The sequence below is a fragment of the Allobaculum stercoricanis DSM 13633 genome (assembly GCF_000384195.1).
GTDB classification, from domain to species: domain Bacteria; phylum Bacillota_I; class Bacilli_A; order Erysipelotrichales; family Erysipelotrichaceae; genus Allobaculum; species Allobaculum stercoricanis.
On record NZ_KB913034.1, the window covers coordinates 1,583,812 to 1,607,272 of the forward strand.

Consider the following 23,461-nt stretch of genomic DNA (forward strand, 5'->3'; position numbering starts at 1 on the left):
TTTCCTTAAAAAAACAACAGTCTGCTCTACAGTAAAGAGCAGACCGTTGCTAGAAAGGGTAAATACCTTAGAGATAGGTAAAAGTGAAATTGAAGAATATTTTTATTTCTTCGTGAGATATTTTCTCATGTCGATTGCGCAGGCAACGAGGATGATAATACCTTTAATTACGTAAATGTAGTTTTGGTCAACAGCCATGTAGCTCAAACCAGTGAAGATGATTTGAAGCAACAATACACCAATGACGATACCGGAAATACGTCCAGTACCACCGACGAAGGATACACCGCCGATTACGCAAGCAGCGATCGCATCACATTCATAGTTGAAACCTGTGTTGGCGTTAACGGATGCAATACGTGCACCATCGATAAAACCAGTTAAAGAGTACATGATTGCAGCAAGAACGAATACCATGATGATTGTACGAGATACGTTTACACCAGATACTGTAGCAGCTTCTTCGTTAGAACCTACTGCGAACATGTTTTTACCGAATGTTGTTTTGTTCCAAATCACCCACATTAATACGACTAATACGATCGCATAAAGAACATAGAATGGAACGATTGCACCGCCAATTGTGAACATTGTTCCATTGATGATATTTCTGTATGTTGGGTCGAATCCAGAAAGAGTCTGACCGTTGTTTGTACCTAATTTTAAGTAAATCAAGATAATACCGTAAGTAATCAGCTGAGTTGCTAATGTTACGATAAATGGGTGAAGCTTAAATTTTGCAACAGAGAAACCGTTGATAAAACCGATTAATGCACAGACAGCCATCGCAGCCAATAATGGAACGATAATAGGTAATGGTTCCAAACCTGGGAAAATACGGTTATCTGTAATGGACATAGATGCAATGATTACGGCAGCAAGACCAACCATACGTCCAGCCGAAATATCTGTACCAGTTAATACGATACATCCACCAATACCTAATGCGATTGGTAGTTTAGCAGCAGTTAAGTTAATAATGTTAACGAGAGAACGAACAGATACATATTTTGGTTCTTGAATTGCGATGACGATAACCGCAATCAGAATGATGATATACATCGCGTTGTTCAACAATAATGAAGAAATCGCACGGCGTTTATCCTTCTGGTTCATCTGTTTGTAATTATCGAGCCAGATCTGGATACGATTGCGTTTCTTCGCTTTTGTACTTTCTGACATTTTCTTTCTCCTCTTATACGTACTTGGCAGCCAGTGTCATAATTTCTTCCTGGCTTGTGTTATCAGCATCGACTTCTCCAGCAAGGCGTCCACCGGACATAACGAGAATTCGGTTACATACACCTAATAATTCAGGCATTTCGGAAGATACCATCATGATTGTCTTACCTTGTTTTGCAAGGTCGCTGATCAATTCATAAATTTCGTATTTCGCACCAACGTCGATACCACGGGTTGGCTCGTCTAGAAGTAAGATTTCTGGTTGCGTTAATAACCAACGGCCAAGAATAACTTTCTGTTGGTTTCCCCCTGATAATGTAGAGATCTTAGTTTGCTGATTTGGTGTTTTAATGCGCATTGCATTAATTGACCATTCTGTATCAGCTTTCATTTGCACATCGGAAAGAATACCCATTTTTGTGTAGTTTTTTAGATTCGCAATTGTTGTGTTGTTACGAATATCCAGGATTCCGAAGATTCCTGTTGCACGACGTTCTTCAGTAAGCAATGCGAAGCCATTTTTTACTGCTTGTCGTGGATTGTTGATCTTCACTTCTTTACCGTGCAATTTAATTGTTCCATCTTTACGTGTCGCATAACCAAAGATTGTTTCTAAAAGTTCAGTACGACCTGCACCATCCAGACCCGCAACACCGAGGATTTCTCCTTTGTGCGCATTGAATGTTACATCCCGTAAATGGGAATACAATCCGCTTAATCCTTCGACTTCAAGAGAAACTTCTTTTTCTACTTTGTTGTCTTTTGGTGGGAAGCGGTTTGTTAGTTCACGACCAACCATCAGTTTGATGATTTTATTCATATCCATGTCTTCAACAACTTCTGTTGCAACCCATTGACCATCACGCATGACTGTAATTTCATCGGAGATTCGTAAAATTTCGTCCATTTTGTGAGAGATATAGATAATTGCAACGTTGTTGTCACGCAACATGTTGATAATCTTGAATAAGTGTTCAACTTCTTCTTCAGTTAATGAGGAAGTTGGTTCGTCAAATACGATAACTTTAGAGTTGAAAGAAACCGCCTTAGCAATTTCAACCATCTGTCTTTCGGCAACAGGCATTGTTGACATGACTGTTTTTGGATTGACATCGATTTCTAATTTATCGAATACAGCTTTTGTCCCTTCATACATTTCTTTTTCAGAAACGATTCCGTGACGAGTTGGATAACGGCCAAGCCAAATGTTATCCATAACATTACGTTTTAATGCTTGGTTTAACTCCTGATGCACCATCGCCACACCATTTTCAAGCGCTTCTTTAGAGTTTTTAAAATTAATTTCTTTCCCGTCAAACAGGATAGTTCCATCATCTTTTGAATAAACCCCAAATAAACACTTCATCAGTGTAGATTTACCAGCACCGTTTTCGCCCATAAGAGCATGAACGGATCCAGCACGGACATTCAAGGAAACACCATCTAGCGCTTTTACGCCAGGGAAAGCTTTTGTGATGTTCTTCATTTCGAGAACAACAGGGTGAGCTTTTTTCCAGACTTCGTCATGAACAGTTGTGTTCTTTTGACCTACAGCAGCGCCTAGAGCATTACTTTTCGCCTGATTTGGTTCCATGTAAAATCCTTTCTTTTTTCTCATTTTTCAAAGGAAGAGACGCAACGATTTGGGTTGCGAATCGAATCATACTTATAAAAGTAGCCACGGATAAGCAAGTATCCGTGGCTACTTAATAATTTTAAATTATTAAACTAGGATGCTTTGTATTCAGAATAAGGAATGTTAATTCTCCATGTGCCGATTACGTTAGCTGCATCAAGGGAATCAAATTTATCTTTATCAGAAGTCATGTTTTGAACCATTGTGCAGATCGCTTTAGCCATACCTTCACCATCTTGTTTGATTGTTCCAGTCATTTTGCCTTCGTCGATTGCTTTTTTTGCATCGTCTAATGCGTCTACACCGAAGATTGGGATAACTTTGCTTCCTTCTTCACCAGTGTTATAACCAGCGTTCTGTAATGCAGACATAGCACCAAGAGCCATTCCGTCGTTGTTCGCAATTACGCATTCGATCATATCGCCGTTGTCTTCATTGTATTGAGACAGGGCATTTTGCATGATGTCTGTTCCTTGAGCGGAAGACCAAGCACCATCTTTATCTAATTCATATTTTGTTGGAGCATCAGCTTTGTAGTAAGCAAGAGGTTTGTGACCTTCAGCTTCAAGTTTAGCGTTAGCGTTTTCAACACCATATTGAGTACGAGCGTCTGCTTCCGCGTTACCTTCTTGACCTTTTAACATCATGTAGGAGATTTCTCCGTCACCGTTTAAGTCAACTGCTTCGAAGTTAGCGTTTAAGTAGTCACCAACCATGTCACCTTGCATTTTACCAGCCATTTCGTAGTCAGTTCCTACGAATGCTGCTTTGTCGTATGCAGTGATTACATCTTCGTCAACAGAACGGTTGAAGAAGATTACTGGGATACCAGCTGCTTCAGCCATTTCAATGATATTTTTAGCTGCGTCTTTTGAAGCTGTATCAACAACGTTTACAACGAGCATTTTAGAACCTTTAGAGATTGCTGTTTGAATTTGCTCAGTTTGAGTTGTTTGGTTGTTACCACCGTCGTAGTCGTTGAATACTACACCAGCTTCTTTTAAGTTAGCGTCTAATGCTGCACGAACTGTAGAAATGTAGTCATCACCGAATGTGTAGTAGAAGACAGAAACTTCACCTTCTCCGCCTTCAGCTCCACCTGCTGTAGAAGATGTAGAATCATTTCCACCGCCGCAAGCTGCTAATGAGAGTGCCATTGCACCGGCCATCATGCCTTTAAATAATTTGTTGAGTTCCATAGTACTGTATATTGTACCCTTTCTAAATACCTTAGCATCGATTCTTAACGAATAGTTTACTAAGCAGCGCCTCTTGCGCTTTGTTTACAAACGCATGATAGCACAGTAAAAAAGCGAAAACAACAGTTTCTGCAAGCGTTTTCTATAGAATTTCACTAAATTATTTTGACTAATCTACTTTTTTAACCAAAGTTTCACTTAATGTTTTACCTCATATCACCGTTGTTAAGACGCCATTTAGGAGTAAAAACGCTTTACTTACGGTAACGTTTACATTTTTGTTTTCCGTTTTGGACTTGACAGGATTAGCCCTCTTCTTTGAGATCTCATTGGGTTCTTGGGCAAGTAAAAAAGATGAAGAATTTTACTTATTATTTTTTTAACAACCCAAAACCATAACTTGAACATCACTTTTTTTATTTTTTCCGCCCAATCATCTTTCAATTTCATACTTTCTTTTTTTAGAGTGTTATTCGACTTTGACAAACATTTCCCATCTCGAAAAAAAAGACATCCAAAATTGGATGTCTTTTTCTTATTTATTGATGTTTGGATTTGGACTTTGTTTGCGAATCGTCAAAATTGAGTTGCTTATTTTCGTAATGTTTCACTAAATAAGATTCGAGTTTACTTTCCCATTCGTCTTGAGCATATTCGCCTTCTGGATCAGAATCAAAATCATCTGCTGTCGAATTTGAAACAGGTGTCTGATCTTGTCCTTTAAATTTTTGATTTTCACTTTGTTCCATCAACTTTTTTAAAACAAATAATCTTGCTAATCCATAAAGACCTAATACAATCCCAAAGATCATGAGCCAAGTTTCTTTCCAAGCCATTCCAAACCCTAAAAAGATCACCCCTAGCCCCGTTAATTGGAGTTGGGTGAGGATCACTCGTTGTTTGGGTGTCATTAACGAATTACAGTTCCTGGTTTTGTTTCATCATCCAAGAAGATTACTTTTGGTCCTGTTTTATTTTCGTCAACGCAAAGGATCATGCCTTGACTTTCTACGCCACGAAGAGTGGCTGGTAACAAGTTCGCTACAACAACGACCATTTTACCGACTAAATCTTCTGGTGCATATTTATGAGCAATTCCAGAAACGATTTGGCGAGGTTGTTCTTCACCAAGATCAATTGTTTCAATTAACAGACGTTTTGCATCTGGATGTACTTTTGCCTCTAATACTTTTCCCGCTTTTAAGCTGATCGCATCAAAAGTATCAATTGCGATTGGATCTTTTGGTTTTTCCTCTTTTTTCTTTTTCTTCTTGTCTGCTTTTTTTGTTTCTTTCTTTTCTTCTTTGACTTCTTCACCGGCAAATTCTTTTGGATCAATACGTTTAAATAAAGGTTCAACAGATTTTGCACATTCAATTCCTGTTTCTAGGTTGCCAAAGTTTTGAATAGAATCAAAAGAACGTTGTTGTGTATTGAGCGCATCGAGCATTTTAACTGCTGTTTCTGGCATGAAGCTTTCTAATAAAATCGCACTGATTCGCAAGCTTTCCATTAAGTTATATAAAACAGTTTGTAAACGATCGGCTTGTTCAGGGTCTTTTGCCAGTTTCCATGGTTCAGTTTCGTCAATATATTTATTGGAACGACGTAATAAGTTGAAGATTTCATCTAATGCCGCACTCACTTGGAATGTATCCATGCAAGCAACAGCACCTTTGACTGCTTCCATTGCTACTTGTTTGAGTTCTTCATCAACTGGAGCACAAACATTTGGATTTTGGATTTTGCCACCAAAGTATTTGTTGGTCATCGAAATTGTTCTTGATAATAAGTTTCCAAGTACGTTAGCAAGGTCGGAGTTAATTCGTTCAACAACTAAATCCCAAGTAATTGTTCCATCTTGAGCAAATGGCATTTCGTGTAAGCAATAGTAACGAACAGCATCGACACCAAAGTGTTCAACAAGTTCTTCCGCATAAATAACATTGCCTTTGGATTTGGACATTTTGCCCTCACCCACTAACATCCATGGGTGCGCAAAAACCATTTTTGGTAATGGTAAATCTAATGCCATTAAGAAGATTGGCCAATAAATCGTATGGAAACGTAAGATATCTTTTCCAATGATATGAGTTGCTGGCCACAATTGTTTGAAGCGTTCAGATTGTTCTTCAAATGTTTTATCAGGATCATAACCGATTGACGTAATGTAGTTCGTCAGGGCATCTAACCATACATACACAACGTGTTTTGGCGCAAATTCTACTGGAATTCCCCAGCTAAAAGAAGTCCGGGATACGCAAAGGTCTAATAATCCTTTTTTCAAGAAGTTATTGACCATTTCATTTTTACGGCTTTCTGGTTGGATGAAATCTGGATGTTCATCAATATATTTCATCAAACGATCCGCATATTTTTGCATATTGAAGAAAAACGCTTCTTCTTTTGCTTTTGTGACTGGACGACCGCAATCTGGGCAATTGCCATCGACTAACTGTGATTCTGTCCAGAAGGATTCGCAAGGTTTGCAATACCAACCTTCGTATTCTCCTAAATAAATATCCCCTTGGTCATATAGACGTTTAAAGATTTTTTGAACCGTTTTAACGTGTTGTTCATCTGTTGTGCGGATGAAGTAGTCGTAAGAGGTATTCATTAAATCGAAGTTACTTTTGACCATGCCGGCAATGTTATCAACATATTCTTGAGGCGTTACCCCTGCGGCAACAGCTTTTTCTTCAATTTTTTGTCCGTGTTCATCTGTTCCAGTTTGGAAGAACACATCATAGCCTTCCATTCGTTTAAAACGAGCTAATGCATCACTTAAAATAATTTCATAGGTATTCCCGATATGTGGTCTGCCGGATGTATAGGCAATCGCAGTGGTCAGGAAATAAGGTCCTTTATTTTCCATACAAACACCTCTATCTTTCTAGTTCTGTTTTTTATATAAATATATTTCGTTTCGATCATTCTTTTTTATCGATTGTCATATCGATGTTCATATTTTTCTTTCCATCGATTAAAAAAAGAGTCTACTAGAGAGTTTAGCACATCTTTGCGTTGTTCTAAAAGTTTCATCGTCATCAAGCGACGTGATAAAAAAAGTCGCTTAAAAATAGCGACTTTTAGATGATTTCTATTTTGAATTTTCGTTAATTAAGGGCACTTGTGAACACCGAAACAATCTGATCCGCTTTAGGACTAGCTCCTGTAACACCTAAATGGCGATTCGCCATACGCGTTCCATGGTAGTCACTACCACTTGTAATAAAGAGTTTTTCCTCATTGGCTAATGAAATCAAAAAGGCTTGTTCGCGTTTCGAGTTGTTTGGAATAAAGGCTTCAAAGCCATCAATTCCTTGATCCAAAATGGCATCGATTGTCTCATTGGATAATTGTGAAACATGCCATCCCGCAAGGATCGCCATCCCTCCCGCTTTGTGAATCGCATCAATGACTTTCGTTGCGCTTGGATATTCCCCAATTGCTTCGCAAGGACCACCTTGGCCAAAACATTCTTGCATGCAAGCTTCGCGTGCTTCTTGTTCGCTTGGATATTGGTCAATATATTGTTTCACAACCGGGACTTGTCTTGCTTCTGGCGTATCAAAAACGAGATCGACAAGTTGTTTTGGTGTTAAAGTTTTAAATCTCGAATTTGCTAATAATGTATCCGTATCGACTTTTAATCCTGCCAAACGTTCAAACGCTTCAATACGAGCAAAGGATAAATCTTTTTCTCGCTTGAGTGATAAGCGTTCAATGCCATCAAAGAATGGATCATTCCAATCGATATAATAGCCAAGTATGCGCACGCGTTGGCCAAATTGTTGGCAATCGATTTCCACACCTGGAATGTATTTAATGTCATACAATTTTGCAAAATGATTGGCAATCGCATTGGCGCGGGCATTGTTGTGGTCAGTAATGGAGATGACATCGAGATTGAGTGCTTTTGCTTGTTGGAAAATATCTTCCACTTCGGCATCAGAATCATCGGAGAAATTCGAACGAATATGTAAATCGTATTTTGAAATTGCCAAATTTTCTTCTGGCTCTGCAGTCTGTACAGCAATCGTTCCTTCTACAACAGGAGGAAAATCATTGCTCAGATTTTCGGTTTTTTCTTTTTGACTTGCTTTGATCTTTTTCTTTGCTTCCCGTTTTTGTTTAAGTTTATTTAAACGAGAAGGCGCTTGCTGTGATGGAGAACTATCGATTGGATTGTTCTCTACTTCTAAGGCCGATTGGTCATCGAAGTTTGAATCCTCAAAAGATTCATTGAGTGATTGGTCTTGTTGTTGGTCAAAGTCTTCGAATTCTTCTTGTTGATTTTCCCTATTTTCGACAACTTTCATTTCGTATTGTGGTGGATAAACAAAACAAAGTCCGAAAATCCAATCGCAAATTGTTTTTTGATGTGGGGAGACTAGGGCGATTAAACCATCAATCAACCACCAGGTAAGAATTCCCCAAACCGAGAAAAAGAAGCCAAAGATCATCATGGGCAAACCAAAACCAAAGAGTTGGCGCAAAACGAGTTGCATCGCACTTGGCATGCGTTTGCCTTTTTCTTTGACTAGGCGAATGCCTAATAGTCGTCCCCCAACAGTCACGCCATGTTTAGCGGCTGTGTATAAAGGGAGCCAAATACAGCTGGTGATGAAGAGCAAGCCGTACATGACATAGAACAATAAGTCAAAATATGCTGGTGGGATAATTCCCGCCAAAATCATAATAAATTCGACGCCCCATAAATAAACAGGCACCAAACAAATGTTGAGATCGATGAGAAAGGCAAAGAGGTGGTTGGTATAATCTGATCCTTGTCTGGATAGATAAACTGCTTTTTTGTAGCCTTCACTGCCGTAAAGTTCATCTTCTTTAATCCGTTGGGCTCGTTTTAACTCATTTGCGGAAAAAATTGGCATAGTTGAATCTCATCTCTCTTTCTTTTTTGAAAAGACTCCGCCTTTTGCATGCGGCGGAGCTTTGTGAAGATCGTAATTCTTTAGTCCATTTTTAAAGAATTGAATATTTTTTGTTTTTTATTTTCTTCAACGGCAACAACTGCAATTGCTCCCGACATAATGGTTACACTTGACCATAACAACAAATCGGTTTGTGTGGCAGTCGATACATTTCCTTTAGATGTGCTATTTACTGGCACATTTAAACGAACTTGGTTGGCTTGACGGTATAACGTTTGATAACGCACTGAACCGGCAGCTGTTAAATACGAGTTGATCGAACTTCTTTGAGCTTGGCTCAAGCCATTCCATGTTGAAAAGCCCGCTAAAATTTGACTGTAATTTGCTTTTGTCGCTTGTGTGATGACCATACCCTTTTCAACACAATATGTATTCAAAAACGCTTGGGCATCATTATCCATGCGTGCAACGCTTTCTTCTTGCACATCGCTTGTTGCTTGTTCGGATTGATTAATGGTTTCTTCTGATTTCACTTCATCATTTTCTTGAACAACATCTAAATTCGAATCCGTTGCAGTTGTCGGTGGTGTTTGTGGTGTTTCTAATGTTCCGACTATCGCGGAATTCACCAAATATCCATCCTCAATATGGAAACGGGAAGCTAAATCTTCAATGCCTGATGGATCAGCAACACTTTCTTGAACTGGCTGATCTTCTGTTGCATCTGTGCTTTGTGAATCCGTCTGTTCAGATGGTTCTTGTGGTTCTTGCGTATCCTGTTGATCTTCTGTTGGTTGATCTAGATTTGGACTTGTTGGTTGTTGAGGAAGATTTAAAATTGGCGCATCTGGATTTTGGGATTGTTGTGGTTGTTCATTGATCACGGGTTTTAAATAATCAATGGCACTTTGTGAGAATGTTTTATAGTCCAATCCTTGAATCTTATATTCATAGATAATTTCATCTTGAACCACTTTTGGCATTTGATCAAAAATTGCTCGTCCTTGTGCAATGATTTGCGCATTGGTTTGATCCACTTGTTTAAACCAAGATAATTGGCGAATGTAATAACCTTGATTTGTCGTTTCGACCATTTCTCCTGCATATGCTTGAATAAAATCTTGAGCCGTTGCAGTTGCTGGGTTCAATACGATTGGACTTTGTGCCATAACCGAGACAATTGGGGTATGACAAAGTGCTGCCACTAAGGCTAGTGGAAGAATATGTTTTCGATTCATGGCTAGGCCCTCCTCAAAAGATCGTCTTGATCCGTATTATCTGTTCTAAAAAGATCTAAATTGATCTTTGTCTTTCTAAATTCGAAATTACATCACTTTATTATAGGATGAAATGAGCGCTTCTAACACTCTCTTGAACAGTTTCTTGATGAAAACAAGGTATTTTTAGCAATTTGTTCTAGTTATTTGCGTGATGTAAGTGTGCAAAATCAATCACAGCTTGTCTTGCACGCCAATCTGTTTGACGTAATTGTTCAAATGTTGGATGTTCAATCCACTCTACGCTTTTTAATGCATAAAGAATTGCTTCTTCAATCTCTAAGAAACTAATTTTTTCTTGTAAAAATAGTTCAACCGCTTGCTCATCGGCACCATTGAGCACACATCCGGCATTGCCTTTTCTTTTACCTGCTTCAATACAAACGCCCAACATTTTAAAACGTTCATAATCCATCGCTTTAAAATCGAGTGAGAACATCTTCGAGAAATCGAGAGGATGATCTTCTTTGAGAACAGGACGTTCTGGTGAGTAAAGGGCATATTGAATCGGTAAGCGCATATCAGCACTTCCCATTTGCGCAATGATGGCGTGATCTTCATATTCCACCATCGAATGAATAATCGATTGTGGATGTAAAATCGGGATGATTTTTTCATAAGGTAAATCGAATAAATAATGGGCTTCAATGACTTCAAACCCTTTATTGACCATCGTTGAAGAGTCAATCGTAATGCGCGCACCCATATTCCATGACGGATGTTTTAATGCCCTAGCCGGTGTAATATCTGCGAGTTGATCTCTTGTTAAATCACGAAGCGATCCGCCTGAAGCCGTAATATACAAATGACGCACTTGTTCGATGCGATTGCCTTGCAGGCATTGATAAATTGCAGAATGTTCTGAATCGATCGGATAAATTTGACTTGGTGAATAGGATAAGGCTTCGCGAATTAATTCCCCACCACAAACTAAAGATTCTTTGTTGGCAAGGGCAACATCGTGATGCAATTCAATTGCGCGCAGTGTCGGTTCTAGTCCCCGAAACCCCACTACAGCATTCACTAACAAATCATAGTCGCACGTTTGCACAAGACGGACCATTTGTTGTTCACCACCAAAAAGAGGAATTCCTTCTAATGTTCCATCTTCTTGATTGGAACAACCAACATATTGAATCGTATCGAATTGCTTGACGATATTCTTTAAGCCTTCAAGATCATGACCAGCACTAATCCCGACAAGTTCAAAGTCTTGTTCATGTTGCTTTAAAACATCAATTGTTTGTTGGCCAATCGATCCCGTTGCCCCTAATAGTAATATTTTTCGTCTTGTTTGTTCTTTGGCTTTTGGTGTGGTCAAACTGACCATTGGTTGGATCGTTGTTCCCATTGAATCGTACATAAAATTTCCTCTTTTTAAATTTCTTATTTCTATTATAGCGTACACCCTTGCGTATGCCACAAATCAAAAAAGCTGTCCACTTAAAACAGGGACAGCTAAAAAATAGTTATAGTTATTCAGCTTCTTTTTCGAATCCAAATTTTTCGTATTGTTCTGGAGTGAACTGAATTTCATCCAGACCCCAAATTTCATTGGCATATTGACGAATTGTTCTATCAGAAGAGAAGTAGCCAGATTTAGCAATATTGATCAACATTGCTCGTGCCCATGCTGGACGGTTTTGATACCAAGCGCTCACTTCACGATGTGCTTGAGCATAAGCATCAAAGTCTGCTAAAACGAAGAATTCATCACGGTGCAACATTAAATCGTTAAAGATTAACTGGAATTCGTTTGGATTACTGGACCATGTGCAATCGTGTAAAGAATCAATGACACGTGCTAAGTTTGGATTAGAGTTATAAATGCTCCATACATCATAGCTATTGTGACGTTTGATTTCTTCTAATTCTTCGACACGTAAACCGAAGATTTTTGCATTTTCATAGCCGACTTGTTCTACGATTTCTACGTTCGCTCCATCGAGAGTCCCTAAAGTCAATGCCCCGTTCATCATAAATTTCATATTTGATGTTCCAGATGCTTCTTTTCCGGCCATAGAAATTTGTTCAGAAACATCAGCCGCATTGATTAAAATTTCCGCAATAGAAACGGAGTAGTTTGGAATGAAGATAACCTTCATATAACGGCTAACGAGTGGATCGTTATTCACACGGTTTGCGACTTTAACAATCAATTTAATGATTTCTTTAGCTAAAGCATAACCTGGAGCTGCTTTGGCTGCGAAGAAATATGTTGTTGGTTGAACTCTAAAGTTTGGATCTTGTTTCATGCGTAAGTATAAAGACATGACATGCATAATGTTCATCAACTGACGTTTGTAGGCATGCAGACGTTTACACTGAACATCAAATACGGTGTTCACATCAACATCGATACCTAATTCATCATGAACATATTTTGCCAAGATTTTTTTACGTTCGAGTTTTACGTTCATGAATTTTTCTTGAAGAGTTGGATCATCAACGTATTCCATCAATTTTTCTAATTGTTCTGGATGACGGATAAACCCATCGCCAATGTATTCTTTTAATAAGCTAGTCAACTGTGGGTTGGAATAAACTAACCAACGACGATGTGTTACACCATTTGTTTTGTTGTTGAAACGTTCTGGCCATAAAGTCGCAAAAGCATTCATAACATCGTTCACTAAAATTTCAGAGTGAATTGCTGCAACACCATTGACGGAATGGCTTCCGACAACTGCAAGGCTTGCCATATGAACTTGTTGATCTTTTAAAATCGACATTTCCGCAAAGCGATTTCCCATACCACGAGCTTGAACATAGTGATAGAAACGACGTTCAATTTCTTCAATAATCATATAAATACGTGGTAACAAGTTACGAACTAAATGCTGTGGCCAACGTTCTAATGCTTCGGACATGATTGTATGGTTCGTATAAGCAACAGTTTGTCTTACGATATTCCATGCATCATCCCAATTGTAGTTATAATCGTCCATCAAGACACGCATCAATTCTGGAATGACGAGAACAGGGTGAGTATCATTGAGCTGGATCGCTGTTTTTTCACCTAAATTATCTAATGTTGGATAAGTGCGTAAGTGGGAACGAATGATTTGATCCACACCGGCACAAACGAAGAAGTATTCTTGTTTTAAACGCAATTCTTTACCTTCTTCAGTAGAATCATCTGGATAAACGTTTGCGGTCAAAGCGGATACTGCATTTAAATATTCATTCAGTTTTCCAGCTTGTACAGATTCTTCATCTACGGCTGCATCCCATAAACGTAATGTGTTTGTGGTTGGCGTATGATAACCAACGATTGGTTCATCATAAGGAACAGCACGAACGACAAAGCTTGGATGGTAGTTGGAGTGGAATTTTCCAAATTGGTCCATATATGCATCAAGTGTTCCGCCGAATTTAACACGAACGTCATGCTGTGGTTTCCATACTTCCCATACGTTTCCAAGTCTTAACCAGCAATCTGGTTTTTCGACTTGTTGGTCGTTAATAATTTCTTGTTTGAATAAGCCATAACGATAACGGATACAGTTTCCGTTTCCAGCTAAATTCAAACTTGCTAAAGAGTCTAAAAAACAAGCCGCTAAACGTCCTAATCCACCGTTTCCTAAACCAGCATCTGCTTCGAGTTCTTCTAAGTTATGAAGATCCATGCCTAAATCATCTAAAGCCTCTTTGACTACATCATAAACACCCATGTTCATTAAGTTGTTGGTCATTAAGCGGCCCATTAAAAATTCCATCGAGAAATAATAAAGTTGTTTTGTGTGGTGTTCTGCTACACTTTTTTTCGTTTCTTTCCAAGTATTTCCGAGTTGGTCACGAATTAAAGATCCTAAAACAAGATATCTCTCTTCTGGATATGCATCTTCAAAATCTCGCCCAAAACGATGGGCAACTTCTGTTGTGAGTGCTTCTTTAAATGTTTGAGCATCACTGAATATATTCTTCATTGTTAAACATCCTCCACGTTTTTCGTTGTTCAATTCAGTTTTGTTTTTGCAACAAATGCCTTTTCAAAAAGAAAATTTCGGATCCTAAAGATTCGGTTTATCTGGATCAAAATGGGGTTGATCATGCTAGAAAACAGGGTTGTTTTTCTTTCTTTTCGATCGGCTTTTTTTTTGAATGATACCTCTCTCTACATTCTATTTTCTGATTTTTTACTTTGACATTATAGCGGATTGAGCAAATAAATTGAAAGCGATTACCTTTCGTGCATTTGGCTCGTTTTTGCATAAAGCAAATCATCAATTCTTTCATATTGACTTTATCTATAGCTGATTTTTAATTTTTAACGATTTTGAGCTAGAGGTTAAAGTGTATGTTTTTAGGTACTATTTGCGAATTTATGCACATGAATATGTAAAAAGGTTTACAGAATTTACATCTATAAACCTTTTCTTACTTCAAGATTCAATGTGTTTTTTTTCCTTGTTGCATGCACAAATTTTAGTGTTTGCGCTCATTTGTGCTACTTTCATAACTCGTATATGCACTTAAATCTAAGTCTCGTTGAATATAGCGTTCAAAGACGGGCATTCCCCAGCGATATCCCATGCCATTGCTCGTTAAGATATATTCGCAACCTTTTTCTTGACCTAATAATTCTCGGGTTCGATTGATATGTTTCGTTAACGTATTGTCTTGAATATGCCGATGAGTTCTTTTCCAAGTTAAGTTTTTAAGTGATTCTCGTGAACAAAGGATCGTGCTATTGTTGCACAAGTATTGAACTAAATGATATTGGGTAGGAGTCAATTTAATACATACCCCATTTTTGTATACTTGTCTTCCTGCCTCATCAACGATTAAATCTCCCGTTTGAATCACACGATTGCGGCGTTTTTGTTCCTCGCTCCACGATCTTGGTGGACGGTCATACAATTTGCGACTTTGATTACCAAACGTGATGTGATGCAAAGGTTTAGGAATCGGTTGGGCGAAAAAGTATTCCCGCTTACCATTCACATTTTGCGAAACTAAGGTGTGCGTTTGATATTCAATGAGATCTGTCTGTGGCGAATCATAATAAGTATCGACGTTTTGTGTTTTGATCATTTTGTTTGCCTTCTTTTTATAGTGGATGAATTGTACGAATCGATAGGTCAATTTCTTACTTGTGTCTGACAGTTTTAATCATGCAAAATATTTAATTATTCTGAAGTCAAAATTTTTCCCCAGGCATTTTTTCTTTACTGTCCATTTTTACTTAAAATAAAGCATTTTCAATCATGATCGAATAGTTTAAAAGACAAATACAGTGAGTGGATAATCTCATTTTTTCATGACATAAATTTGTCTTCCATACGACTAATTTTCCAAAATAACGTCCAAAAAAAGACGTCTTTGCGTCCTTTCCAACCGTGGTTCAGACATAAAAAAAACTTGCCGATCAAGGCAAGTATATGGCGGATTGGATATTATTCGTCTCCTTCTAATCCTTGCGATAAAGAAGGGAAGACAAAGACTTGTTCTCCGTTGCGGGAAACATGATATTTGCCCCGAGCGACGAATTCAAGATAATCTGGATTGGTTAAATTTTTCTTTTCGTTTTCTAACGTCTGTTTGAGTTCTAATGTTTCTTGACGGAGTTGTTGATTGGCAAGAACTTCTGTTTTCAAGTCGAAATACGTTTTAAATTCTCTAACGATCCCCATCGTAAAGAATCCCGTAATACACATTAAGGTGAAGTAATACACCCCCATTGTGAATGGATTTTTATATTTTTTATCTCTTTGTTTTTTCATATAAAAACCCCCGTGAAGCCGCCTTTGTCATTATAACAAACGACATAAGTAATGAAAACAATCTAACAATCTTAAAAGGTTTGTCCTATAATCCTGAAAAGCCATTAGAATCGAATCGTTTTAATCCGTAAATGATTAAAAATAACTCGCTTTCTATAAAATAAAACCGAATTCATTTTAACGAATTCGGTTTTATTCATTCTATTTTTTTATTTCTTCATTCAATTCAATGCAAAAATGTACTTTTTTAGCTCATTTTTTCTAAATCCGGGTGGATGATTTGACTTTATGTTCTTTTTCTCAATTATAAAACAACGATTGCGTCTTTATGCTTCGTCTTATTTTTCATTTGCCTGCAAAATAGCGGAAAGTACCGCAATATCGCTTGGGTTAATGCCGGAAATACGACTTGCTTGACCAAGTGTTGTCGGTTGAATTTGTGCAAGCTTACTTCTCGCTTCTAAAGCCAAATTGCTCATGGCTTGGAAGTCTGTGCCTTTTGGAATTCGGACGTTTTCCAATTTTTCTAAACGATGTACATCGCGTTTTGCTTTTTCGATGTAGCCAGCATATTTACATTCAATTTCAATTTGGTTTGCCACATCCACACTTGGCATGACGCCAGTAAGTGGTGCTAAAGTTGCAATGGTCACATTTGGACGCTTCAATAACGTATATGCATCCATACCGTGTTCCATATTTCCTGCACCTAATGATTCTAAAAGTTCATTGACTTGTTCATTTGGTTTTAAATGCGTGTCTTGTAATGCTTGCACCGTTTGGGCGAATTCCGCTTCTGATTTTAAGAAGTACTGCCAATTTTCTTCTGGCAAAACTCCAATATCATGAGCAATATTGGCTAGACGACGATAAGCATTATCATGACGCAACAACAAGCGATATTCAGCTCGTGAAGTCAACAAGCGATACGGTTCTTTTGTCCCTTTCGTTGTTAAGTCATCGATCATAACGCCGATATAGGCTTGGGCTCTGCCGAGTACAACTGGCTCTTTGCCTTGGATTTTTAAAGAAGCGTTAATTCCCGCCATCAATCCTTGCGCAGCTGCTTCTTCATATCCAGAGGTGCCATTAACTTGTCCGGCCGTAAACAAGTTCTCGATCAGTTTGTTTTCCAAAGATGGATACATTTGTAAAGGATCAACGGCATCATATTCGATCGCATAAGCGTATTTTAAAATTTCGGCATGTTCTAATCCTGGTAAAGAATGCACCATTTCTTCTTGGACTTCTTCTGGCATTGAAGTCGAGAAGCCTTGGATATAGAACGTATCATAGCTTGCTCGTTCTGGTTCTAAGAATAATTGGTGGCGTTCACGATCCGCAAAACGAACGAGCTTATCTTCGATACTTGGGCAATAACGAGGACCAACGCCAGTAACCAATCCGGAATACATCGCTGAATCTTGTAAGTGTTCATTGATGATTTGATGCGTTTTGGCCTGAGTATAAATTAAATAACAAGGCAATTGTTTCTCTGGAGCAATGACTTGTTCCGGTTTCGTTAATTCACTAAAATGCAAGAACTCAGGATTTCCCGGTTGAATTTGGGCTGGTTCTAAATCTACTGTCGATTTTAAAACACGAGGAGGCGTTCCTGTTTTTAAACGAATGAGCTTTAATCCCGCATCGGCTAAAGATTGCGATAACGTTGTATTGGTTGGTAAGCCATCTGCCCCAGAAACAGTGGAAGTATGGCCACGTAAAATAGCCGAGTTCATCCCTGTTCCCGCTGTTAAAATGGTCATCTTGGCATGAATTTGACAACCATCCTCACATTCAATCCCGATGACTTTCTTTTTCGAATCATCGAGGATAATTTTAGCGGCGCGCTGCTCTAACAAATCGAGATTTTTTTGTTTTTGAAGCGCATTAAGCATCCATTTTTTATATTCATCTTTATCGGATTGGACACGTAAGCAACGAACGCCCGGTCCTTTTCCGGTATTTAACATTTTAAATTGTAAAGCTGTTTGGTCTGCTGCTTGTGGCATCAATCCGCCAAACGCATCGATTTCACGAACAACAATTCCTTTGGCTGGTCCACCAACAGAAGGATTACAAGGCATTGAGCCAAGCATGTCCAATTTATTGGTGATCAGTAATGTTTTTTGATTCATTCTGGCTGCAGCCGCTGCTGCTTCAATTCCAGCATGGCCTCCGCCTACAACTACTACATCATACATAGTTTTGACATCCTTATCGTTTAATTTTTATGCAGTTCTTTTTTTAAAGCGGAAGTGGAACAGTCTTTGGATGATCCCAAAGTAAAGTGCCAATCCAAAGAAAACCACCGAGGAGATAATGCCATTCAGTAGCATTCCCCCAAAACATAACATGCGGCTTCCCTGAGCTGCACCAAGTCCTAAATATTGTAAACCAAACATGACAAGTCCCATAGCCACTAAACAAATCGCAGTTTGAATAGCGATTTTAATTGTGGAATGGAAATTAATGGAATAGGCACGGGCCATTTCTCTAAGGGAGTAGAGGATAATCCATCCATAAGTCAGGATTGTGGAAATTACGTTTCCAGCAACACCCCACCACATCACCATTGGCACCATGATAATTGATTTTACAACCGCTGCCACGATCATTTGGCTCAATAATTTTTTGCGCATTCTACAAGCCATCATCATAGATGAAACAACTGGCGTAATTGTGCCAAATAAGCCTTCGATCGCAATCCATTGTACCGCATTGGCGGAAAGCTCTAAATCAGACGTGTAGTAGAGCGTATAGAACAATGGTTTAGCATAGAACAAAATCGCAAAGCTCAAAAATAGCCCGATAAATAAGACGATATTAATGCAGTCCAAAATGTCTTTGCGCACAGATTTAATGTTGCCAGTTTCTAGGGCACTGGTAATATGCGGAATAATCGCCGAGACAAACCCTGGCGATAAAATCATTGGAATCGCAGTGAGTTTAATGCCGACATAGTTAACCGCTGAAGTCATCGTTTGGATTTGTTCAACAGAATAGTTTGAATATTTCAAACCAATTGGCATTAAAACAGCATCAAAAATATCATTGGCATATCCAATCACCGCATATAACAAGTAAGGAATGCAAAGTAATATAAATTCTTTTAATAACGGTTTAATTGGAATGACACGCTGTGTTTGGTGTTCAGCTTGGTCACGTAATGATTGTTCTGTTCCTTTAGAAAAATGCGCAATTTGAACAATTCCGGCAATTGCTGCAACGGATGTTGACAAGACTGCCGCATATAAAGCATAAACACTCGACATATGGAAGGCATAGACAAGTAAACAGCCAACCCCAAGTAAAAAAGCCACGCGGAAAATTTGTTCAAATGCTTGGGAGAACGCAAATTCTTCCATTTCTTTATTTCCTTGAATAAAGCCACGATATGCGCTCAATATCGGAACAAAGAAAATCGCAATTGCGAGAATACACAACACTTTCGTCATGATGTCGATGCCATCTTGCGTTCCCTCGGTCATTGCACCGGCTAGAACGCCCGAAAGAGCAATCATGACAATCATGCCTAAAAAGCCTAATAAACTCATCGCCAAAATGGATAAGCGATGCACGTTGAGCACCGTCTTATAGTTTTTTCGCGTGATGTATTTTGCGGTCATCGTTGCGATCGCCATTGGTGCACCCGCCGTGAAGACATTTAAGATATAACTATAAATTCGATAAGCTGTCCCATAATAAGCCATATACGCATCTGAGCCTAAAATGCTGGAAAATGGGATAGAATAAATTAAACCAATCGCTTTTGCGATAAAGAAGCCACCGGTCCCAATAAGGCCACCCGCAATAATCGACTTTTTCGTTAGCGAATGATCTCGTGTTTTTTGTTTTGCCATGTTCAAATCGCCTTTCTTTAATTTCAGTTTCAACCTGATTGAACGATCTAAAATCCAACGATTACAATAGATTCGCCGATTCCTATAACGCAATCTATTGTTCATTGAATCTTCATGTCTGACAAGAAGACGCTCTTCTTACAAACAACAATTATACCATAATAGCGTTGTGGCCGATCTTGCCGCAACAAGGAGGCATAAAAAAATGGAAACAAAGTCTAAAGTCCAAAAATCCCATCCTCTTTTTCAACCGCAAATTGCCACCTTTAAGACGATGCAATCTTTATGGCAAATCCGCGAAAGCCATAGCCATAAAGGAACTTTTGGCAAAGTTTTGCTCGTTGGGGGGAGTTTTCGTATGCAAGGAGCACTCAATATGGCCACAAAAGCTTGTTTTCATTCCGGCTGTGGTACACTCACTTTATTCACTCCCCTTTCTTCTGCTCAAGCGATCGCGGCTAAAAATGATTTGGCGATGATTATCGCTAGTCCGCAAGATGAAGAAGGCTATTTTGCAAATGATGCCTACTTATCCCTTTTGGATATAGAGAACTATCGCGTTATTGGTTGTGGAAATGGAATGGGGACAAAAGAAAGTGGTTTACCCCTTTTAGAAAAAATCATTCGCTCCGGTGCGCTTGTCGTTTTAGATGCGGATGGCATTAATTTACTTGCCAAATACAAAGAACAATTGCTTGCTCTAATCGACTTACGAACAAAGCCTGTCATCATTACGCCTCATTTAATGGAATTCTCACGACTCACTGGAATTGAAGTTTCGCAAATTCAAAAAGATCCCTTAGCGATTGTTCATGCGTTTTGTTTGCAACACCCGAATCTTATCGTTGTTTTAAAATCGGAAACGACGCTGATCAGCCAAGCACAAAAACAAGACTATTGCATTAACCGTCCAGATAGCGCGCTAGCTAAAGGTGGCAGTGGGGATGTTCTTTGTGGCATCATTTGCGGATTATCGGCCTGGATTGCAAATCCCTTCCATGCCGCTGTATTAGGTGCTTTTGCCCATAACCAAGCCGCAGTTGGAACACTTAGTCCCGTTGCTTTTACCCCTTTAGATTTAATCGAAAACCTTGCCCAAGTTTTTGCTAAACTCGATCACCAAATCAACTCAAAGTAAAATTGTGTGAAAAAAAATCCGCCTAGATTGGCGGATTTTAATTTATCGATTTTTATTTTGTGATTTTAGAAAATTCGAGTTCTAAATAATAAACGCGTTGGTCAAATAATTTTGTATTAAAGCCATAGGCCCAATATAAATCGTCTTCTTCATCATAGTCCCAATCGTTATCTAAAGTTTCGACAAGTAGCGTTCGCTCTTGTTCTTCTACCATTCCACTTGCCGCAAATTCTAAACAACCTTCCAAACTTGGTTCAAGACGCATTGGGGAAAAACTAAGTTTGGAACAAAGGTTTGCTAACTCATTTTGAATCGATAAGCCTTGACTTTCGTCTTCACTTGAGACCACAACGCGCATGCGTAAACTATAGTTCATTGTCGAGTACGTATTGAGCGAGCTTTTTCATATTGGTATCGGTTGCTAAAGAAATGATTCGACCCATATTTAAATTCAGCACCGCAATTTTAATTTCGCCTTGTTCAACCGCAATATTGAGTGTTCCGTTTTGATCATTGAAAAACACATCATATAAATAGTTAGTGCGATCTCCATCATTTGTTTTTTCGACAAGTTCGACTTTAAAGTCTTCTTTATTTTTTAAGATTGTACGTACCGCATTGGCAGCACTTAAATTCATTCGTTTTGCCATGATAACCTGCTTTCTATTTTCGTTTCATGTTTGTTCTATTATAGAGAATTCAATTCCCGAAACGCAAAAAAAGCTCTTGAAAAGCTTGATTCATCCCCTTTTTATAATCACTGGTTTTAGTGCTACAAAAAGCGACAGATCAGTCTAGTCAAAAGAGCTTTTAAAGTTTTTCTTTATTTTTTTTCTGGTTCAAATGTCACTTGAATGCCTAAAGCATTAAATGTATTTAAGTCAGTTTCACTTAAAGAACTTGTTAAATGCGCTTGCGCTCCTTTTAATTGTGGAAGCATGCTCAACGCTTTTGCGGCTTGTTCATTCGTCTTTGCAGACATCGATAAAGCAATTAACGTTTCATATACGTGTAAACGTGGGTTTTGTGCCCCCATATATTCTGTTTTCAAATGTTGAATTGGAATAAATACATCCGGTTCAATCAATAACACATCATCTTTAATATTTGCCAGCTTTTTGATCGCATTCATGACTAGTCCTGCACTAGGTCCCATGAAATTGTTGTTGGCAGAAAGAATCATCATGCCATCGTCAAATTCCATTGCTCCACAAACTACACCACGTTGTGCTTCATGTTTTCTTGCCGCAGCAACACATGCACGATCTTCTGGTGTCAAACCGCATTGTTGTAACAACATTTCTTGGATATTTAATTCATCGCGTCCACAAATATCTTGCAAATAGCGATTACGTGTTGCGAAGTAACGACGGATGATTTCTTGTTTTGCGGCTTTTTGAACCACTTCATCATCAGCGATACAGAACCCTGCCATATTTACACCCATATCGGTTGGCGATTGATATGGAGATGATCCGTAAATTTCTTCAAACATTCTGCGCAATACTGGGAAGATTTCAATATCGCGGTTATAGTTGATGGCTACTTTTTGATACGCCTCTAAATGATAAGGGTCGATCATATTTTTATCATCCAAATCTGCTGTTGCGGATTCGTAAGCTAAGTTGACTGGGTGATTTAAAGGTAAAGACCAAACTGGGAATGTTTCAAATTTTGCATATCCTGCTTGAATTCCACGAATATGATCATGATAAAGTTGGGACAGGCAAGTTGCCATTTTCCCACTTCCTGGCCCTGGTGCAGTAACGACAACTAAGCGGCGTTGCGTTTCGATATAATCGTTTTTCCCAAAGCCTTCTTTGGAAATAATTTTATGCGTGTCCGTTGGATAACCGTCGATCACATAGTGATAGTATACGTTGATATCTTTTTTCGTCAGACGACGTTTTAATTTTTGTGCACTCTTTTGTCCGGAGTATTTAGTGATTACAACAGAAGATACAAATAAACCGGTTTGACGATAGACATCAATTAAACGTAAAACATCTTCATCATAGGAAATCCCGATGTCTTCGCGAACTTTGTTGTCTTCAATATCTTTTGCGGAGACGACAAAGACCACTTCGGCTTCATCTTTAAGTTCTAACAACATTTGGAGTTTTGAATCTGGTTGGAATCCAGGTAAAACGCGGCTTGCATGATTGTCATCAAATAACTTGCCACCAAACTCCAGATACAACTTATCCCCAAACGAGTTAATGCGTTTGCGGATCTGATCAGATTGCATTTTTTTGTACTTCTCGTTATCAAATCCTTGTATCATCTTTTCCCCTCTTTTCCTGAATATCTTGATCTTGGGATCTTTTTTATTTTTTTGACGTGAATAAGGCATTTCTTCATTCACACTTTGTTAACTTCTATTGTTCTACATTATGCCGTTTTTCTTAGATGAAAAGCGACATTTGATAAGTCTTTTTAGAAGTGGATGAATCCACTTACTTTTTGATTTTCTACGATCACGTGTTTCGTAATCCCAATAAAAAAAACAATTCTATACTACGATACGAAAATAAGCCCCTCTTTT

General features: G+C 38.5%; 17 protein-coding genes. 1 reads left to right on the forward strand and 16 read right to left on the reverse strand.

What is annotated here, in order from left to right; all coding sequences use genetic code 11:
* Nucleotides 1–102 precede the first annotated feature (102 nt).
* From ALLST_RS0107295 to ALLST_RS0107365, 13 genes are all read right to left on the reverse strand, one after another.
* Nucleotides 103–1,182, reverse strand: coding sequence for a galactose/methyl galactoside ABC transporter permease MglC (locus ALLST_RS0107295; RefSeq protein WP_019893477.1), 1,080 nt, complete (start codon nucleotides 1,180–1,182; stop codon nucleotides 103–105).
* 13 nt (nucleotides 1,183–1,195) lie between these two features.
* Nucleotides 1,196–2,776, reverse strand: a complete 1,581-nt coding sequence (locus ALLST_RS0107300; RefSeq protein ID WP_019893478.1) for a sugar ABC transporter ATP-binding protein — start codon at nucleotides 2,774–2,776, stop codon at nucleotides 1,196–1,198.
* A 134-nt stretch (nucleotides 2,777–2,910) separates the two neighbouring features.
* Nucleotides 2,911–4,017, reverse strand: a complete 1,107-nt coding sequence (locus ALLST_RS0107305; protein ID WP_019893479.1) for a galactose ABC transporter substrate-binding protein — start codon at nucleotides 4,015–4,017, stop codon at nucleotides 2,911–2,913.
* A 539-nt stretch (nucleotides 4,018–4,556) separates the two neighbouring features.
* Nucleotides 4,557–4,928 carry a hypothetical protein gene (locus tag ALLST_RS0107315; protein ID WP_019893481.1) on the reverse strand — a complete coding sequence of 124 codons (372 nt, stop codon included), beginning with the start codon at nucleotides 4,926–4,928 and terminating at the stop codon, nucleotides 4,557–4,559.
* The gene (gene metG, locus ALLST_RS0107320) at nucleotides 4,928–6,892 is read right to left on the reverse strand and encodes a methionine--tRNA ligase (protein WP_019893482.1); all 1,965 of its coding nucleotides are present in this window, start codon (nucleotides 6,890–6,892) and stop codon (nucleotides 4,928–4,930) included. Before metG ends, ALLST_RS0107315 begins: the two co-directional genes overlap by 1 nt.
* Nucleotides 6,893–7,133: 241 nt before the next feature.
* Nucleotides 7,134–8,912, reverse strand: a complete 1,779-nt coding sequence (locus ALLST_RS11125; protein WP_019893483.1) for a PHP domain-containing protein — start codon at nucleotides 8,910–8,912, stop codon at nucleotides 7,134–7,136.
* A gap of 80 nt (nucleotides 8,913–8,992) precedes the next feature.
* Nucleotides 8,993–10,150: a hypothetical protein gene (locus ALLST_RS0107330; protein ID WP_019893484.1), complete on the reverse strand. Its 1,158-nt coding sequence runs from the start codon at nucleotides 10,148–10,150 to the stop codon at nucleotides 8,993–8,995.
* Nucleotides 10,151–10,328: 178 nt separating this feature from the next.
* On the reverse strand, nucleotides 10,329–11,552 hold the full coding sequence (gene dxr, locus ALLST_RS0107335; RefSeq protein ID WP_019893485.1) for a 1-deoxy-D-xylulose-5-phosphate reductoisomerase: 1,224 nt from the start codon (nucleotides 11,550–11,552) through the stop codon (nucleotides 10,329–10,331).
* A 112-nt stretch (nucleotides 11,553–11,664) separates the two neighbouring features.
* A complete protein-coding gene (locus tag ALLST_RS0107340; RefSeq protein ID WP_019893486.1) occupies nucleotides 11,665–14,118 on the reverse strand; it encodes a glycogen/starch/alpha-glucan phosphorylase in 2,454 nt (817 codons plus the stop codon).
* A 499-nt stretch (nucleotides 14,119–14,617) separates the two neighbouring features.
* Nucleotides 14,618–15,226 (reverse strand): winged helix-turn-helix domain-containing protein, encoded by a 609-nt coding sequence (locus ALLST_RS11130; protein WP_019893487.1) that lies wholly within the window; start codon nucleotides 15,224–15,226, stop codon nucleotides 14,618–14,620.
* A 362-nt stretch (nucleotides 15,227–15,588) separates the two neighbouring features.
* Nucleotides 15,589–15,915, reverse strand: coding sequence for a septum formation initiator family protein (locus ALLST_RS0107355; protein ID WP_019893488.1), 327 nt, complete (start codon nucleotides 15,913–15,915; stop codon nucleotides 15,589–15,591).
* Between the two features lie 338 nt (nucleotides 15,916–16,253).
* The gene (gene mnmG, locus ALLST_RS0107360; protein ID WP_019893489.1) at nucleotides 16,254–18,119 is read right to left on the reverse strand and encodes a tRNA uridine-5-carboxymethylaminomethyl(34) synthesis enzyme MnmG; all 1,866 of its coding nucleotides are present in this window, start codon (nucleotides 18,117–18,119) and stop codon (nucleotides 16,254–16,256) included.
* A gap of 27 nt (nucleotides 18,120–18,146) precedes the next feature.
* A complete protein-coding gene (locus ALLST_RS0107365; RefSeq protein ID WP_019893490.1) occupies nucleotides 18,147–19,778 on the reverse strand; it encodes an MATE family efflux transporter in 1,632 nt (543 codons plus the stop codon).
* Between the two features lie 205 nt (nucleotides 19,779–19,983).
* Here ALLST_RS0107365 and ALLST_RS10480 point away from each other — a divergent pair, with 205 nt between their 5' ends.
* Nucleotides 19,984–20,916: an NAD(P)H-hydrate dehydratase gene (locus ALLST_RS10480; protein WP_019893491.1), complete on the forward strand. Its 933-nt coding sequence runs from the start codon at nucleotides 19,984–19,986 to the stop codon at nucleotides 20,914–20,916.
* A 52-nt stretch (nucleotides 20,917–20,968) separates the two neighbouring features.
* On the opposite strand, the gene ALLST_RS0107375 is transcribed toward ALLST_RS10480, so the two are convergent.
* The 3 genes from ALLST_RS0107375 to ALLST_RS0107385 form a co-directional block, all read right to left on the reverse strand.
* Nucleotides 20,969–21,292, reverse strand: a complete 324-nt coding sequence (locus ALLST_RS0107375; RefSeq protein ID WP_019893492.1) for a hypothetical protein — start codon at nucleotides 21,290–21,292, stop codon at nucleotides 20,969–20,971.
* The gene (locus ALLST_RS0107380) at nucleotides 21,282–21,566 is read right to left on the reverse strand and encodes a hypothetical protein (protein ID WP_019893493.1); all 285 of its coding nucleotides are present in this window, start codon (nucleotides 21,564–21,566) and stop codon (nucleotides 21,282–21,284) included. Before ALLST_RS0107380 ends, ALLST_RS0107375 begins: the two co-directional genes overlap by 11 nt.
* Before the next feature lie 173 nt (nucleotides 21,567–21,739).
* On the reverse strand, nucleotides 21,740–23,200 hold the full coding sequence (locus tag ALLST_RS0107385) for a DUF1846 domain-containing protein (protein ID WP_019893494.1): 1,461 nt from the start codon (nucleotides 23,198–23,200) through the stop codon (nucleotides 21,740–21,742).
* Nucleotides 23,201–23,461: the final 261 nt, after the last annotated feature.